Origin of the sequence: Arthrobacter sp. CAL618, assembly GCF_000468215.1 — a bacterium.
GTDB lineage: Bacteria > Actinomycetota > Actinomycetes > Actinomycetales > Micrococcaceae > Arthrobacter_D.
The window spans coordinates 1-16,541 of record NZ_ASZW01000225.1; the positions used below are offsets into that span (position 1 = coordinate 1).

General features: G+C 64.9%; 10 protein-coding genes and 1 tRNA gene. 8 read left to right on the forward strand and 3 right to left on the reverse strand.

Going from position 1 to position 16,541, the window contains the following annotated elements; genetic code table 11:
* The first annotated feature begins 87 nt into the window (after window positions 1–87).
* A complete protein-coding gene (locus tag K728_RS0113405; RefSeq protein ID WP_024477027.1) occupies window positions 88–519 on the forward strand; it encodes an HIT family protein in 432 nt (143 codons plus the stop codon).
* A 13-nt stretch (window positions 520–532) separates the two neighbouring features.
* Here the strand turns inward: K728_RS0113405 and hrpA are convergent, their stop codons facing one another.
* From hrpA to K728_RS0113420, 3 genes are all read right to left on the reverse strand, one after another.
* Window positions 533–4,480, reverse strand: coding sequence for an ATP-dependent RNA helicase HrpA (gene hrpA, locus K728_RS0113410; RefSeq protein ID WP_024477028.1), 3,948 nt, complete (start codon window positions 4,478–4,480; stop codon window positions 533–535).
* Between the two features lie 14 nt (window positions 4,481–4,494).
* Window positions 4,495–5,463, reverse strand: a complete 969-nt coding sequence (locus tag K728_RS0113415) for a helix-turn-helix transcriptional regulator (RefSeq protein WP_024477029.1) — start codon at window positions 5,461–5,463, stop codon at window positions 4,495–4,497.
* Window positions 5,464–5,655: 192 nt separating this feature from the next.
* Window positions 5,656–5,728: transfer RNA gene (locus tag K728_RS0113420), tRNA-Arg, on the reverse strand.
* Between the two features lie 149 nt (window positions 5,729–5,877).
* Here K728_RS0113420 and argS point away from each other — a divergent pair.
* From argS to prfA, 7 genes are all read left to right on the forward strand, one after another.
* Complete coding sequence (gene argS, locus K728_RS0113425; protein WP_024477030.1) at window positions 5,878–7,527, forward strand: arginine--tRNA ligase; 1,650 nt, start codon at window positions 5,878–5,880, stop codon at window positions 7,525–7,527.
* Window positions 7,528–7,529: 2 nt separating this feature from the next.
* Window positions 7,530–8,978, forward strand: a complete 1,449-nt coding sequence (gene lysA, locus K728_RS0113430; RefSeq protein ID WP_035748137.1) for a diaminopimelate decarboxylase — start codon at window positions 7,530–7,532, stop codon at window positions 8,976–8,978.
* A gap of 49 nt (window positions 8,979–9,027) precedes the next feature.
* Window positions 9,028–10,347: a homoserine dehydrogenase gene (locus K728_RS0113435; RefSeq protein ID WP_024477032.1), complete on the forward strand. Its 1,320-nt coding sequence runs from the start codon at window positions 9,028–9,030 to the stop codon at window positions 10,345–10,347.
* The gene (thrC, locus tag K728_RS0113440; protein WP_024477033.1) at window positions 10,348–11,475 is read left to right on the forward strand and encodes a threonine synthase; all 1,128 of its coding nucleotides are present in this window, start codon (window positions 10,348–10,350) and stop codon (window positions 11,473–11,475) included. It begins immediately after the preceding gene.
* Window positions 11,468–12,472 carry a homoserine kinase gene (thrB, locus tag K728_RS0113445; protein WP_237742149.1) on the forward strand — a complete coding sequence of 335 codons (1,005 nt, stop codon included), beginning with the start codon at window positions 11,468–11,470 and terminating at the stop codon, window positions 12,470–12,472. Before thrC ends, thrB begins: the two co-directional genes overlap by 8 nt.
* A 360-nt stretch (window positions 12,473–12,832) precedes the next feature.
* Window positions 12,833–15,151, forward strand: a complete 2,319-nt coding sequence (gene rho, locus K728_RS0113450; RefSeq protein ID WP_024477035.1) for a transcription termination factor Rho — start codon at window positions 12,833–12,835, stop codon at window positions 15,149–15,151.
* Between the two features lie 154 nt (window positions 15,152–15,305).
* The gene (gene prfA / locus K728_RS0113455; RefSeq protein WP_024477036.1) at window positions 15,306–16,382 is read left to right on the forward strand and encodes a peptide chain release factor 1; all 1,077 of its coding nucleotides are present in this window, start codon (window positions 15,306–15,308) and stop codon (window positions 16,380–16,382) included.
* Window positions 16,383–16,541: the final 159 nt, after the last annotated feature.

The window sequence follows — 16,541 nt, forward strand, 5'->3', positions numbered from 1 at the left end:
CCCCACCATCGAGTCAACACAAAGAGCCGATTTTCGACGTGAAACCCGTTATCTGGGTTGACTCGATCCGGAACTGAAGGAGTTTGCATGAGTACCCTGTTCACCAAGATCATCGACGGCGACATTCCGGGGCGCTTCGTCTGGAAGGACGACGACGTCGTCGCGTTCCTCACGATCGCTCCGCTCACCGACGGGCATACCCTGGTGCTGCCCCGTCAGGAGGTGGCGCACTGGGTGGAGGCGGAACCTGAGCTGCTGGGCAAGGTGATGGCGGTCGCCCAGACCATCGCGAAGGCGCAAACCACCGCGTTCTCGGCGAAACGGGTGGGAGTGCTGATGGAGGGGTACGAGGTACCGCACCTGCACGTCCATGTCTGGCCGACGCAGAGCGCCAGCGACTTCGACGTTCACGCGGTCGACCACAACCCGGATCCGGCCCGGCTCGACGCCAACGCTGACGCGCTGCGGGGAGCCCTGCGGTCGGCCGGGCACGGCGAGCACGTACCAACCGACGGATAGCGGCAGCCTTTAGCTACCCGGTCGAGCCCACCCCGGTGCGCTGCGCGGCCATGGCCTCGCCGATGGCCGCACGGATCCGCTTCTCCGAAACGGTGTACGCGGTGCCGAGCTCCTGCGCGAACAGACTGATTCTCAGTTCCTCGAGCATCCAGCGCACCCGCAGCAACGCGGGAGGCGTCTTCCGGCCAGTGGGAACGAGGGCGGCGACGGCGTCGTCGTACTCGTCCTCCAGGCGTTGGACCACAGCCGTGCCCAGCGAATCGCGCTGCACGTTGCCGGCCAGCTTGGCGACCCGGGTCTCAATGCCGGTCAGGTAGCGGGGCAGGTGACTGAGCTGGGTGTAGCCGGTTTTCGCCACGAACCCCGGGTAGACGAGCTGTTCCAGCTGACTCCGGACGTCGTTCAGCGCGGTGATCAGGGCGAGGCTGGTGGAGCCCTTGAGTTGCTTCTCGATCCGGCGGGTGCTGGACAGGATCCTTTCAACCGTGGCGGTGACAGTGAAGACCGTGTCGATGAGTTCGGCCCGCACGGTTTCGTAAAGGGAGTTGAACTCGGCCTCGGTCCAGGGCAGTGCCTCGGGGGTCAGCTTGTCGACCGCCGCGAGTGTGCAGTCCTCGATCAGTCCCGCAACGCTGCCATGCGGGTTCTGGCTGAAGGTGAGCTTCTCGGCGTTGCTGAGATGCTCCAGCACATACTTGGCGGGGCTGGGAACGCGCACCACGAGGAGTCGGATCACTCCGTCGCGCATTGACGCACCCTGCTCGGCCGGGTTGGGGAAGACGGCGAGTCCGGCGGCGGTACCCTCGTCGGTCAACGCCGGGTAGCCCGTCACCGTGTGTCCGTTCACCAGCCGGGTCACCTGCCGGGGAAGGTCGCCAAACGTCCACGACGTCAGGCCGGACCGCTCGGTGATCCCGATGCCCACGGGATGCGCTGGCTGGGACTTCGCCGGTTGGGACTTTGCTGCTGACGTCGCGCGGGCGGGTGCCTTTGCCGGCCGGGTGGTAGCGGGTGTGGCACCGAGGGATTCGGCAATCGCGCGGCGTGTCTGCGGCGCCAGTCGTTCCTGCAGGGCGGCAAGGTCGGTCCCCTCGTCGAGGATCTTGCCCTGGCCGTCAATCACCTGGAAGCTCATCAGGAGGTGTTCGGGAAGGACGCTCCGGTTCCACGACCCGGGGGCAATGACGTGGCCCTTCAACCGGCGGAGTACCAGTTCCAGGGACTCCTCAAGGTCGTCGCGTGCCGGGTCGAAGTCGGTGTGCAGCGCAGCGACGGCGCTGCGCGCCACATCGGGGGCGGGGATGAAGTTCTTGCGGACCTGCTTGGGTAGCGACTTGATCAGGGCTGTCACCAGTTCCACCCGGAGCCCCGGAATCTGCCAGTGGAACGGCCGGGCGTCGAGTTGGTTCAGGAACACCACGGGAATTTTCACCGTCACGCCGTCGGACGCGCCCTGCACACCGGGGGAGAACTCATAGCTCAGCGGCAGTTCGAAGCTTCCCTGGTGCCAGATTTTGGGGAACGCTGATTCGTCCAGGTCGCTGTTTTCGGCGAGCAGGTCACCGGGCAGGAAGTCGAGCAGGTCCGGCTGGCGGTGACGGGTGTCCTTCCACCAGGAATCGAAGTGCCGCTCGGACACCACCTCGGGCCCCACGCGGGCGTCATAGAACTCGAAGAGGGTCTCATCGTCGACCATCAGGTCGCGGCGGCGCAGCCGGTTTTCCAGCTCCTCAATCTCAGCGAGGCGTGCCTTGTTGCGGTGGAAAAATTTGTGGTGGGTTTTCCAGTCGCCCTCGACCAGGGCATGCCTGATGAACATGTCGCGGGCAACCTCGCGGTCGATCCGCCCATAGTTGACCCGGCGCTGCGGGATGATCGGGACGCCATACAGGGTGACCTTCTCATGGGCCATCACCGCCCCCATCTTCCGGGACCAGTGCGGCTCGCTGTAGCTGCGCTTCACCAGGTGCGGCGCCACGTCTTCGGCCCAGAGGGGATCGAATTTGGCGGCCACCCGCGCCCAGAGCCGTGAGGTCTCCACCAATTCGGCCGCCATCACCCAGTCGGGCGACTTTTTGAACAAAGCGCTGCCGGGGAACACAGCGAACCGGGTACCCCGCGCACCGGCATACTCACGCTTGCGCTGATCATAGAGGCCGATGTGGCTGAGCAGGCCCGCGAGCAGGCTGATATGGATTGCGGTGTCATTGCCCACCGGATCGACGGGGTCGGGCGAGAGGGTGATCCCCAGCGGTTTGGCCAACTGGCGAAGCTGGGCGAACAGGTCCTGCCACTCGCGGACCCGCAGATAGTTGATGAACTCGTTGCGGCACAGTTTGCGGAACTGGGTCGACGACAGTTCCTTCTGCTGTTCCTGCAGGTACCGCCACAGGTTCAGGTATCCGGTGAAGTCCGAATTCTCGTCGAGGAACCGTTTGTGCATTGCTGTCGCGGTTTGCAGCTTGGCGCCCTGATCGGCCTGTGGACGCTCACGCGGATCCTGGATGGTCAGGGCCGCGGCGAGGACCATTACTTCCTTGGCGCAGCCACGCTGGCCGGCCTCCACGATCATGCGGCCCAGCCGCGGGTCAACCGGCAGCTGGGCGAGTTTTCGGCCAACTGCCGAGATGCCTCCCGAAGCCTCCAGCGCACCGAGCTCCTTCAGGAGCGTGACGCCGTCGTTGATCGCCTTCGAGTCCGGAGGCTCAACAAAGGGGAAGTCGGCGACATCCTTCGGCCCACGGGTGACGCCCATGGCGGTCATCTGCAAGATGACAGCCGCCAGGTTGGTACGCAGGATCTCGGGGTCGGTGAACGCGCGGCGGGCCTCGAAGTCCTCCTGCGAATAGAGGCGGATGGCGATGCCATCCGAAACCCTGCCGCAGCGGCCCGAGCGCTGGTTGGCGGAAGCCTGGGACACCCGCTCGATCGGAAGCCGCTGCACCTTGGTGCGGTGAGAGTACCGCGAAATCCTGGCGGTACCCGTATCAATCACGTACTTGATCCCGGGAACGGTCAGGGAGGTTTCAGCAACGTTGGTGGCGAGGATGATCCTGCGTCCCGGGCCGGAAGGCTTGAAGACCCGGTGCTGTTCCTGCAGCGACAATCTGGCGAACAACGGCAGGATGTCGGTGCCCTTCAGCCGTGGGTTGACCTGCACCCGGGCGCGGAGGGCATCGGCGGCGTCACGGATCTCGCGCTCGCCGGAGAAAAACACCAGGATGTCGCCGGGTGCTTCCCGAGCCAGCTCGTCGACGGCGTCGCACACGGCGTCAAGAGGGTCGCGGTCCTCCTCCTGATCGCCCGGGTCGGCGCTGTCGTCAGCCTCGCCGGCCGGCTGGGTCAACGGGCGGTACCGGATTTCCACCGGGTAGGTCCGTCCGGAAACCTCGATGATCGGTGCAGGCTGCTTGACGCTGACGGCCTCGTCGGCCGCGAAGTGCGCGGCGAAGCGTTCAGGGTCGATGGTGGCCGAGGTGATGATGAGCTTCAGGTCGGGTCGTTGCGGGAGGATCCGCTTCAGATACCCGAGGATGAAGTCGATGTTGAGGCTGCGCTCATGGGCCTCGTCGATGATGATGGTGCTGTACTTTTTCAGCAGTCGGTCGTGCTGGATTTCCGCCAGCAGGATGCCATCGGTCATCAACTTGATCTTGGTGCTGCGGCTGACCTCGCCGGTAAACCGCACCTGGAAGCCCACTTCGGCCCCCACCTTGACGTCCAACTCCTCGGCAATACGTTCCGCAACGGTGCGGGCGGCGAGGCGTCGTGGCTGGGTGTGCCCGATCAGGCCGTTTTCGGCGAGTCCCAGTTCCACACACATTTTCGGAATCTGGGTGGTTTTGCCGGAGCCGGTCTCGCCAGCAATGATCGTCACCTGGTTCGCGGCGATCGCGGCCATAATGTCAGCGCGTCGCTCGGAAACCGGCAGTTCAGGGGGATAGGAGATAGTCAGTGCCATGATTGGTTCCAATTCTAGGCGGTAGGACTATCTCCCGATGCCCTGGTCAACCGGGCCGCCGCCAACCGGGCCCGCTCACGCATTTGCGGCGGTTCCAGGATCTCGAACTCGAACTCCAGCGCCACCAGATGCATCAGCGGCCAGTCGAGCGAGTCGAAGCCGGCCCTCATCAGGGTGTGCTCCTCGCCGTCGCTCTGGAGCTCGGCGGTATCCGGGGAGACCTTTTGTGACACCTCGTTGATGTTGCCGGTCAGCCGCACGACGACGTCGTACTGGTACGGGAAACGCGTAATTGACTGCTGCACATACAGGGCGAGATCACGGGCCGGGAGTGGGCGCGGGGTGAAGCGCTCCCGCTGCGCCGGAACGCTCTGACACCGGTCCACCCGGAACGTCCGCCAATCCTCACGCATCGTGTCCCAAGCCACCAGGTACCAGCGTCTACCGGTGTCCACGAGTCGGTAGGGCTCAACGAGTCGCCGGGAAGACTCGCCATCCTGGCGGGAGTACCGGAACACCACGGTGCGTCGTTCGGTGATGGCTGCGGACAGGGCGGTGAGGATCTCGGGCCGGACCGGTGTGCTCACCGCCGCCATCCTGGTGACGGCGCTTCGCAGCCCGGCGAACCGCGGTCGGAGTCGGCTGGGGAGCACCTGCTCCAGCTTGGTGAGCGCCCGCACCGATGCCTCGCCGATTCCGGCGACGGGGCTAGCCGTGACGGCGCTGAGGCCGAGGGCGACGGCGAGTGCCTCGTCGTCGTCGAGCAACAACGGAGGCAGCTGCGCGCCAGCGCCCAACTGGTAGCCCCCGGCGACGCCGGGCGAGGCATGGATGGGATAGCCCAGGGTGCGGAGCTTGCCGATGTCCCGTCGGACGGTGCGCTCGGTCACGTCCATCCGGTCCGCCAGTGCTGAGCCGGTCCACTCGCGGCGCAGCTGAAGCAGGGAAAGCAAGTGGAGCAGCCGTGCCGAAGTTTCCAACATGGCTCCAAAATACTCCTCAACCAGGTCAGTAGCTGTCCTGAATCGCCCCTATTTCAGCCGAAGACAGCAGCAACGAATCGACCGGGCAGCTTCGGGGGTGCGGGGGCAGTGCAGTGCTGGAGTCTCACGGCCAGACCTGGCCGGTTAAAGCAGTCAACCCCCAGATTTCGGTGAAATCTGGGGGTTGTTCTGTGCCCTCGATAGGATTCGAACCTACGACCTTCTGCGCCGGAGGCAGACGCTCTATCCCCTGAGCTACGAAGGCGGGATGCCGGTCAGGCCGGCCCCTAAATGGGACTCACTGAGCTTATCAGGGAAGCACCCCTGGACGAAAACCCCTGGCCCGCCCTCGTGTGGTGGGCGCCGCTGCGTCACAGAAATGGCCGCAGCGGCGTGCGCCGTTATGCTGGATGGGTGACTCCTGAAGAACTCTCTGCTGCCATTTCCGCATGCCTGAAAGACGCCGTCGCCGCGGGCGAATTCGACGTCGAGCTTCCCTCTGAGGTGCGGGTGGAGCGACCACGGAGCCGGGAACACGGAGACTGGGCCACCAATATTGCCCTGCAGCTGTCCAAGCAGGCGAAGATGAACCCGCGCGAGTTCGCCCAGCTCCTCAGCGGACGGCTGGAACAGCTCGACGGCGTCAAGACCGTGGCGATCGCCGGTCCAGGCTTCCTGAACATCACCCTCGATGCCGCCGCCGCAGGTGAACTGGCCCGCTCAATCGTCGACGCCGGGTCCGGCTATGGCACCAGCGGGCTCATGGCCGGCACCAAGATCAACCTTGAGTTCGTGTCGGCCAACCCCACCGGACCTATCCACCTGGGCGGCACCCGCTGGGCCGCCGTCGGCGACGCGCTTGCCCGCCTGTTCCAGTCCCAGGGCGCTGAGGTGACCCGCGAGTACTATTTCAACGACCACGGCGCCCAGGTGGAACGGTTTGCCCGCTCGCTGTGGGCCAGCGCCAAGGGCGAGCCATCACCCGAGGACGGGTACGGCGGCGCCTACATCGATGACATCGCTGCCCGGGTCCTGGTGCTCGATCCAGCCATCCTCGACCTGGAGCAGGAAGATTCGGTCGAGCGGTTCCGTCAGCTCGGGGTCGACCTGATGTTTGGCGACATCAAAAAGTCGCTGCACGACTTCGGTGTCGATTTCGACGTCTACTTCCACGAGCACTCCCTTTTCCAGGACGGATTCGTCGAAGGCCTGCTGGAGAAACTGAAAACCTCGGGCAACCTGTTCCTCGAGGACGGGGCCTGGTGGTTACGGTCCACCGAGTTCGGCGACGATAAGGACAGGGTGGTCATCAAATCGGACGGCGCCCCCGCCTACATCGCCGGCGACATTGGCTACTTCGTCAATAAGCGCCGCCGCGGCTTCGACCTGAACATCATCATGCTCGGCGCCGACCACCACGGGTATGTGGCCCGGCTCAAGGCAGCAGCAGCCGCGCTCGGTGATGACCCGGACACCGTCGAGGTGCTGATTGGGCAGATGGTCAACCTGATGAAGGACGGCGTCCCCGTCAGGATGTCCAAGCGCGCCGGCACCGTCGTCACGCTCGAGGACCTGGTCGACGCCGTAGGGGTCGACGCCGCCCGCTACACCCTGGCCCGCTTCTCGGCGGATTCGAACATCGACATCGACCTTGACCTGCTGACCCGGCGCACCAACGACAACCCGGTCTTCTATGTCCAGTACGCTCACGCCCGGACCCACGCGGTGGAGCGCAACGCGGCCGCGGCAGGGGTGGATACGAGCGCGTTCGACGCCTCCGAACTCAGCCACCCCACCGAGGGCGAACTGCTGGCGGCGCTCGGCCAGTTCCCCGGCATGGTGGCCCAGGCCGCGGCCTTCCGCGAACCGCACCGGGTGGCACGCCACATCGAGGTCATCGCGGGCACCTACCACCGCTGGTACGACGCCTGCCGCATCGCGCCGCTCGGCGATGAGCCGGTCACCGACCTGCACCGCACCAGGCTGTGGCTGAACAACGCCACCCAGCAGGTCCTCGCCAACGGCCTGGGGCTGCTTGGCGTATCGGCACCTGAGCGGATGTGACGATGGGAAACGGACCTGAAGTGAACCTGAATAACGCCTCACCGCTGGCCCCCGGTTGGCTCAGCTACCCCGACAACATCAACCGGCTGAACCCCGCCCTGTGGGCTCACGACGTCGACCGCGCCGGTGACGAGCTCACCATCAGTGGCCTGAGGGTCAGTGATCTCGCCGAGCAGTTCGGCACGCCGCTGTTCGTCGTGTCCGAAGACGATTTCCGGACCCGCGCCCGGAGCTTCAAGGACGCGTTCGACGCCGCCTTTGCCGACCTCTGCGGGGGAGTGGACGTCTACTACGCGGGGAAATCGTTCCTCTGCACAGAAATAGCGCACTGGGTGGCTGAAGAGGGCCTACGCCTTGACACCTGCTCGGGCGGGGAGCTTGCCATCGCCATGCGCGCGGGAATTCCCGGTGAACATCTCGGCCTGCACGGGAACAACAAGTCCGACGCCGAACTGGGCCGTGCGCTTGACCTGAAGCTGGGGCGCATCGTGGTGGACAGTCTCCCCGAACTCGAACGGGTGGCAGCCCTCGCCGCCGCCCGCGGCACCACCGCCAACGTGATGCTCCGGCTGACCCCCGGTGTCCACGCCTCCACCCACGAGTTCATTGCAACCGCCCACGAGGACCAGAAATTTGGGTTGTCACTGGCCGACGGCGAGTCCTCACCCGCAGCTCAGGCCGTCGCCGCGGCGCTGGGCCACGAAACAATCAACCTGCTGGGCGTCCACTGCCACATCGGGTCACAGATTTTCGAGCCTGAGGGTTTCGAACTCGCGGCACGCAGGTTGCTCGCCTTCCTGGCGGACGTTCGGGACCGCCACGGCGTGGAGCTGCCCGAACTGGACCTCGGCGGCGGCTATGGGATTGCCTACATCGAAACCGACAAACCACGCCCGCCGGCAGAGATCGCCGTGGCGATGGCCGACGTCGTGCGTTCCACCTGCGCCAGACTGGGACTGCGCGTCCCACGGATTTCCATTGAGCCGGGTCGCGCGATCGTAGGTTCAACAACGTTCACCCTGTACACCGTGGGGACGACCAAAACCGTGAGGGTCGACGTCGAGGGTGGCGACACTGCGCCCCGGCGTTATGTGTCGGTGGACGGTGGGATGAGCGACAATCCCCGCCCGGTCCTCTACGACGCCGACTACTCGGCGGTTCTGGCCTCCCGCTCGTCGGATGCCTCCGGTGTGCTGTCCCGCGTGGTCGGAATGCACTGCGAGAGCGGCGACATTGTGGTCAGGGATGTCTACCTCCCCGTGGACACCGATGCCGGTGACCTGGTGGCTGTGCCGGGCACCGGCGCTTACTGCTGGGCGCTGTCCAGCAACTACAACTGGGTGGCCCGCCCGCCAGTGATAGCAGTCCGGAACGGCCAGGCCAGACTGATTGTGCGCGGCGAAACCGAGGACGACATCCTGGCCCGCGACATCCCCCGCACCACCAACTGATTGCAGGAGCGACACTATTTCATCTGATACAGCTTCGAACACCGACTCCATGTCGACACTTCGGATCGCCTTGCTGGGCTGCGGCAACGTGGGATCCCAGGTGGCGCGCATCCTGCTCGAGGACGCCGACGCGCTGGCAGCGCGTACCGGCGCCCGGCTTGAATTGACCGGAATTGCAGTGCGCAGCATTGACGCACCCCGCGACGTCGACCTGCCGCGCGAACTTTTCACCACCGATGCCGAGTCACTGGTCGAGGGCGTCGACATTGTGATCGAGCTGATGGGTGGAATTGAACCCGCCCGGTCCCTGATCCTGCGGTCGATCGAACACGGCGCCACGGTGGTCAGCGGCAACAAGGCGCTGCTCGCCCTCGACGGGCCCACCCTCTACGAGAAGGCCGACGCCGCAAGGGTCCAGCTTTCCTACGAGGCGGCGGTCGCTGGTGCGATCCCCATTCTGCGGCCCATCCGGGACAGCCTGTCCGGTGACCGCATCACCCGTGTACTGGGCATCGTCAACGGCACCACCAACTTCATCCTTGACCAGATGGACACCACCGGCGCCCAGTTCGACGATGCCCTGGCCGAAGCACAGCGCCTGGGGTATGCCGAGGCTGACCCGACTGCCGATGTGGAGGGTCACGACGCCGCGGCCAAGGGCGCCATTCTCGCGTCCCTGTCCTTCCACACCCGATTTGCCCTGGAAGACGTCTACTGCGAAGGCATCACCAAGGTGACCGCCGCGGATATCGCCGCAGCCAAGGACGCCGGGTTTGTCATCAAGTTGCTGGCCATCGCCGAGTTGCTGCCGAGGGACGACGCCGACGGCGCTGGCACCGAGGGCGTCAGCGTCAGGGTGCACCCGACCCTGCTGCCCCGCGACCATCCGCTGGCCGCAGTCCATGGTGCCTTCAATGCGGTGTTCATCGAGGCCGAGAGCGCGGGCGAACTGATGTTCTACGGACAGGGGGCCGGTGGTACCCCCACCGCGTCCGCGGTGCTGGGCGACGTTGTCAGCGCTGCGCGCCGCCTGGTGTTGGGCGGTCCCGGCCGGACCGAAACCACCACCGGCCATGTCCCGTCCATGAATATCGACGCAGTCCGCACGAGCTACTCCATCGGGCTCGACGTCGCTGACCAGCCAGGAGTCCTGGCGCGGATCGCACAGTTGTTCGCCGAGCAGGGCGTGTCCATTGAAACCCTGCGGCAGAGCATCCATCCCGCGGATGACCCTGGCCAGGCGACGGCTGAACTTCGCATCGTCACCCACCGCGCTACCGAAGCGGCCCTCGCCGCAACAGTTGAACAGATCCAGCACCTCGCCGTGATCAACTCGGTGACCAGTGTCCTTCGAGTGGAAGGAGCCTAAGTGGCTCACCAATGGCGCGGCGTTATCCGCGAATATGCAGATCGTTTGCCCGTGACAGAATCCACCCAGGTCATCACCCTCGGCGAGGGTGGGACACCGTTGGTCCCGGCCAAGGCGCTATCCGAACTGACCGGGTCGCAGGTGTTCCTCAAGGTGGAGGGAATGAATCCCACCGGCTCCTTCAAGGACCGCGGAATGACCATGGCCATTACCGCTGCGATTGAATCCGGGGCCAAGGCCGTGGTCTGCGCCTCCACCGGAAACACCTCCGCCTCGGCTGCGGCCTACGCCACCCAGGCGGGCATCACCTGTGCAGTGCTGGTTCCGGACGGCAAGATTTCCATGGGCAAACTGAGCCAGGCCATCGCCCACGGCGCTGAACTGCTGCAGGTCAACGGCAACTTCGACAACTGCCTCGATGTCGCTCGTAAGCTTGCCGAGGCGTACCCGGTGTTCCTCGTCAACTCGGTCAATCCCGCGCGTATCGAAGGCCAGAAGACCGCAGCCTTCGAGGTGGTCGACGTCCTGGGTGACGCCCCCGACTATCACCTGCTCCCGGTCGGCAACGCCGGCAATATCACTGCCTACTGGAAGGGCTACAAGGAATACTCCGAGCCCTACGCCAACCCGCACCTGGTCGGTGACAGCACAGTGCTCGCCCCGGTCGCCACCAAGCGTCCGGTGATGTGGGGCTTCCAGGCCGAGGGCGCTTCGCCGTTGGTCAAGGGCCACCCGGTGACCGAGCCGGACACGATCGCGACGGCCATCCGGATCGGCAACCCGGCCTCCTGGGACCAGGCGATTGCAGCGCGCGACGAGTCCGGTGGGCTGATTGAAGCCGTCTCTGACGAGGAAATCCTCGAAGCGCACCGCTGGCTGTCGGCACGAGAGGGAGTCTTCGTGGAACCGGCATCGGCGGCCGGTGTTGCTGGCCTGCTGAAAAAGCATGCGGCAGGGTTGGCGCCGGTGGGTAAGACCATCGTGATCACAGTGACTGGTCATGGCCTCAAGGACCCCCAGTGGGCGTTGAAAGCTGCCGACGGGTCCGACGTCGAGCCCACCAAAGTGGATTTCGACGTCGTCAGCGTCGCGACAGCGTTGGGCCTTGAGGATGTTGCGGGTGAGTGAACGGGTGTCCTCGCCAGCGGCCGAACGGTGGGGCACCGGCACCAGGATGGTGGCGGCGGGCCAGGCGGCAACGATCAGCGTCCCCGCGACGAGCGCCAACCTGGGGCCGGGATTCGACACCCTTGGCCTTGCCGTTTCGCTGTTCGACACTGTCACGGTGCGGACCACCACCAGCGGCACCGTCACCGTCACCGTGACCGGCGAGGGCGCAGGGGATCTCCCCGGCGATGAAACCCATCTGGTGGCCCGCACGCTGATCGAGACGCTCGAACGCTCAGGCTTCGGCTGCCCGGGGCTCGAGTTGGAGACGCAGAACCTGATCCCGCACGGCAGGGGGCTCGGGTCGTCGGCCGCAGCGATCGTCTCCGCCGTGCTGGCCGCCAATTTCCTCCTGCCTGACGCCGACAGGATGGACTCGGCTGGGCTGCTCCAGCTGTGCTCGACCCTTGAGGGCCACCCCGACAACGTGGCGCCTGCCCTGCTGGGTGCGTTGGCCATCTCCTGGGAAACCGGAAGGGTCTTCCGCAGTACCCGGGTGCCGGTGCACCCCTCAATCATTCCGATAGCCGCCGTTCCTGCCACCAGCCTCTCGACCGAGACGGCGCGGGCGCTGCTCCCGACGTCTGTCTCGCATGCAAGTGCCTCCTCGAACGCGGGCCGTGCGGCGCTCCTGGTGCACGCATTGTCCCGGGAGCCCGAATTCCTGCTGGATGCCACCCAGGATGCGCTGCACCAGGATTTCCGTGCCCAGGCAATGCTGCCCAGCGCCACTCTGATGCGGCAACTGCGGGCGCAGGGGTTTCCGGCAGTGATTTCCGGGGCAGGCCCAACGGTGATGACCTTCGCAACCAGCGACGCCGAGGCCAGGACCGTTGAACAGCTCATCCATTCGCTGACCGACGAGTCAACCAACGAGAATTCCTCGACCGAGTGGCGCGTCCTAAAGCTGACCGTGGCTCCCGAGGGTGCTAAACTGGTGGTGCACCAACGGAAATGAGCTGTGACCCATCTCAACTGTCGTTACTGTTTCAAACAGTCGCACTGTGGCAGGATGGTTTACTGTTCAGCTGAGTGCTTCTGCTGATCTGGCCGTCATTTTCTTTTGACCGCCGCAAAGCTGCATGGTTATCAGCAGTCGCATCACCTCCGGTGTAACCTCCCACGAATGACAGAGTGCCAGCGGTTTGAAGATAAACCGACAGCCTACTTACTTCTGAAGGTTCCCAGCACGCACGGCCAGGTCGGACTCTTCCGGCAGGACCGAACCCTTTCCGACCAGAATGTATGACGGCGGCGGGGCTAACCAAACGCGGTCCACTTCAGAGTTGGACCGCCCGACGAGGGGGAAGGATCCTTCGTGACTGAAACCACTGACCTGTTATCAGGTGTGGACACATCAAACGCCGGCACAGCCGACGCTCCCGCTTCCAAAAGCTCCGGCCTTGCCGGGCTGAAGCTCGCCCAGCTCCAGGCTCTCGCCGGTCAGTTGGGCATCACCGGCGGTTCCAGGATGCGCAAAGGCGACCTGGTATCGGCCATCTCAGATCATCAGCGTGGTTCTGCGGTAGCGGATCGTCCCAAGGACGCCGCCCCGACAGAGGGGAACGGTGCCACACAGTCGGAAGCCAGCCAGTCAAACGGCTCCGCCCGGTCTTCGCGCCGTTCATCCAGCCGTGCCACCAGCAGCGACGCTGACACTGCAGCCGAGCCGGCACAGGATAGCGACGGCGCTGCAGCAGAGCAGACGGAGCGTCCATCGCGCACCCGGAACCGGAACCGGCGTGCCGGATCTGACGGAGTCGTGAGCCTGCCCGCCGCCGAGGCAACCCAGGCTGATGCGGCTGCCGCCTCAACCGGCGACGATGCGCAGACCGCAGACGGCTCCAACAGCCGTGACAACGGCGGCCGTGACACCAACGGCCGTGAGAACACTGGCCGCGATAGCGGTGGCGAACGAGGCCGTGGCCGCGCTCCCCGGGAAAACCGGCGTGGACGTCGCGGCGAAGAGCGAACCGACAGCACCACGACCGAGTCTTCCGAGACGTCGTCGTCGGATGATTCCTCGCGAGGAACTGACCGGAACAGCACTGACCGTAACAACGCTGACCGTAACAACGCTGACCGGAACAATGCTGACCGTAACAACGCTGACCGGAGCGCCCAGGGCGCCGGAGAGTCGAATGACTCCAACGACCAGAACGAGTCGAACGGCCGCACTGACCGTGGCGGACGCAACCGCAACGATAACCGGAACGACGGCAACGACAACCGGACCAACAACCGGAATGACGGCAACGAGAACCGGGAAGACGACGGGCGTGGGCGCAACCGCAACCGCCGCAACCGGAACTCCCGCGATGACAGCGGAAACGATCGCAACAACAACGATCGCGGTAACAGTAATGACCGCGGTAACAGCAATGATCGTGGCAACCGCTTCCGCGACCGCAACGACCGGAACGATCGTCGTCGGAACCGCAACCAGAACCCCGAGGTCGACGACGTCGAGGTCACCGAGGACGACGTCCTGCTGCCCGTCGCGGGCATCCTGGACGTCCTGGAAAACTACGCGTTCGTGCGGACCTCCGGCTACCTGCCCGGTCCCAACGACGTCTATGTTTCCCTCGCCCAGGTCAAGAAGCACAACCTGCGCAAGGGCGACGCAGTGGTGGGTGCCATCCGCGCCCCCCGCGACGGCGAGAACCAGAACAACACCCGGCAGAAGTTCAATGCGCTGATCCGCGTGACCTCGGTCAACGGCAAGCCAGCCGAGGAACTCAAGGACCGCGTCGAGTTCGCCAAGCTGGTGCCGCTGTACCCGACCGAACGCCTGCGTCTCGAGACCGAGGCCAAGAAGATCGGCCCCCGCGTCATCGACCTGGTTGCGCCCATCGGTAAGGGCCAGCGTGGCTTGATCGTTTCCCCGCCCAAGGCGGGCAAGACGCTCATCCTGCAGGCTATCGCCAACGCGATCACCATCAACAATCCCGAGGTTCACCTCATGATGGTGTTGGTCGACGAACGGCCCGAGGAAGTCACCGATATGCAGCGCACGGTGAAGGGTGAGGTCATTGCCTCGACCTTCGACCGTCCTGCCGATGACCACACCACCGTCGCCGAACTCTCGATCGAGCGCGCCAAGCGCCTGGTCGAGATGGGAATGGACGTTGTGGTGCTCCTCGACTCCATGACCCGCCTGGGCCGTGCCTACAACCTGGCTGCGCCAGCCTCGGGACGTATCCTCTCCGGTGGCGTCGACTCGGCAGCGCTCTACCCGCCGAAGCGTTTCTTCGGTGCCGCGCGCAATATCGAGAACGGTGGCTCGCTCACCATTCTCGCGACTGCACTCGTGGAGACCGGATCCAAGATGGACGAGGTCATCTTCGAGGAGTTCAAGGGCACCGGCAACATGGAACTGCGCCTGTCCCGGAACCTCGCTGACAAGCGGATCTTCCCAGCGGTGGACGTCAACGCGTCCGGTACCCGTCGCGAAGAGAAGCTGCTGTCCCCGGACGAGGTCAAGATCATGTGGAAGCTGCGCCGGGTCCTTTCCGGACTGGGCGAACAGCAGTCACTTGAATTGCTGACCAACAAGATCCGGGAGACGCAGTCGAACGTCGAGTTCCTGATGCAGGTCCAGAAGACCACATTGGGTTCCAAGAACGACGACGACTAGCAAGCTACCCGCCGCCCACGCCCTACCNACCGGTTCGCCGGACGGTGCGTGGGCGGCTGTGCTTAACCAACCGAGTCAACAGAAATGACGGGTAAACCGCCCGAAATGGGTTATATCTGTTGAATGGAATCCGTTCGAAAGAGGAATTGCCCAGATGTTTGAGTCGATCCAGAACCTGCTCGATGAGCACGCCGAGCTGCAGCTACGGCTCTCCGACCCGGCAGTGCACTCCGACCAGGTGCTGGCCCGCAAGCTTGGCCGCAGGTACGCCGAGCTGAGCGGTATTGTCGACGCGCACACCAAGTGGGAAGCGCTCAAGGACGACCTTGAGGCAGCTCAGGAGATGGCTGACGACCCCGAGTTCGCCGCTGAAGTTCCGGTCCTTGAGAAACAGCTCGCCGCCGCCCAGGAACGGCTCCGCCGTCTGCTGATCCCGCGAGACCCGAACGACAGCCGTGACGTCATCATCGAGGTCAAGGGTGGTGAAGGCGGCGACGAGGCGGCCCTGTTCGCCGGCGACCTGCTGCGCATGTACACCCGGTACGCCGAGACGCGTGGCTGGAAGACCGAGATCATTTCTGCCAACGAATCCGACCTCGGCGGGTACAAGGATGTCCAGATGGCGATCAAAAGCTCCTCCAACGAGCCGGGGGAGGGTGTCTACGCCCGCCTCAAGTTCGAAGGCGGCGTGCACCGGGTCCAGCGGGTCCCGGTCACCGAATCGCAGGGCCGGATCCACACCTCGGCAGCAGGAGTGCTCATCCTGCCCGAAGTGGATGAGCCAGAGGAAGTGGAGATCAGCCAGAACGATCTCAAGATCGACGTCTACCGTTCCTCCGGACCGGGCGGCCAGTCGGTGAACACCACCGACTCGGCTGTGCGCATCACCCACCTCCCCACCGGCATCGTGGTGGCCATGCAGAACGAGAAGTCGCAACTGCAGAACCGCGAGGCAGGCATGCGGGTGCTCCGGTCCCGTATCCTCGCCCACCAGCAGGCGCAGATCGACGCCGCGAACTCGGATATCCGCAAATCGCAGATCCGCACCATGGACCGCTCCGAGCGCATCCGCACCTACAACTACCCCGAGAACCGCATCGCTGATCACCGCACCGGCTACAAGGCCTACAACCTCGACGCGGTGATGAACGGCGACCTGGAAGCGGTGGTCCAGGCGGGCATCGAAATGGATGAACAGTCCCGGCTGGACGCGATTGGCGAGGACGACTGAACGTCCGCTGAATCATGAACGAACAACCCCGCTCCGATGAGTCGCTCGACGCCGCCCTGGTGCGGGCCACCGGTCTTCTGAACGACGCCGGCGTGCCCAGTCCCAGCGTTGATGCTCATCTGTTGGCCGCTCATTTGCTGGGGGAGCCAGTGGGGCGGG

Excerpts from the sequence above, each read along its gene's own strand:
- K728_RS0113405 (WP_024477027.1), top strand. The coding sequence starts at position 88 with ATGAGTACCCTGTTCACCAAGATCATCGACGGCGACATTCCGGGGCGC.
- hrpA (WP_024477028.1), bottom strand. The coding sequence starts at position 4,480 with ATGGCACTGACTATCTCCTATCCCCCTGAACTGCCGGTTTCCGAGCGA.
- K728_RS0113435 (WP_024477032.1), top strand. The coding sequence starts at position 9,028 with ATGTCGACACTTCGGATCGCCTTGCTGGGCTGCGGCAACGTGGGATCC.
- lysA (WP_035748137.1), top strand. The coding sequence starts at position 7,530 with ATGGGAAACGGACCTGAAGTGAACCTGAATAACGCCTCACCGCTGGCC.
- prfA (WP_024477036.1), top strand. The coding sequence starts at position 15,306 with ATGTTTGAGTCGATCCAGAACCTGCTCGATGAGCACGCCGAGCTGCAG.
- K728_RS0113415 (WP_024477029.1), bottom strand. The coding sequence starts at position 5,463 with ATGTTGGAAACTTCGGCACGGCTGCTCCACTTGCTTTCCCTGCTTCAG.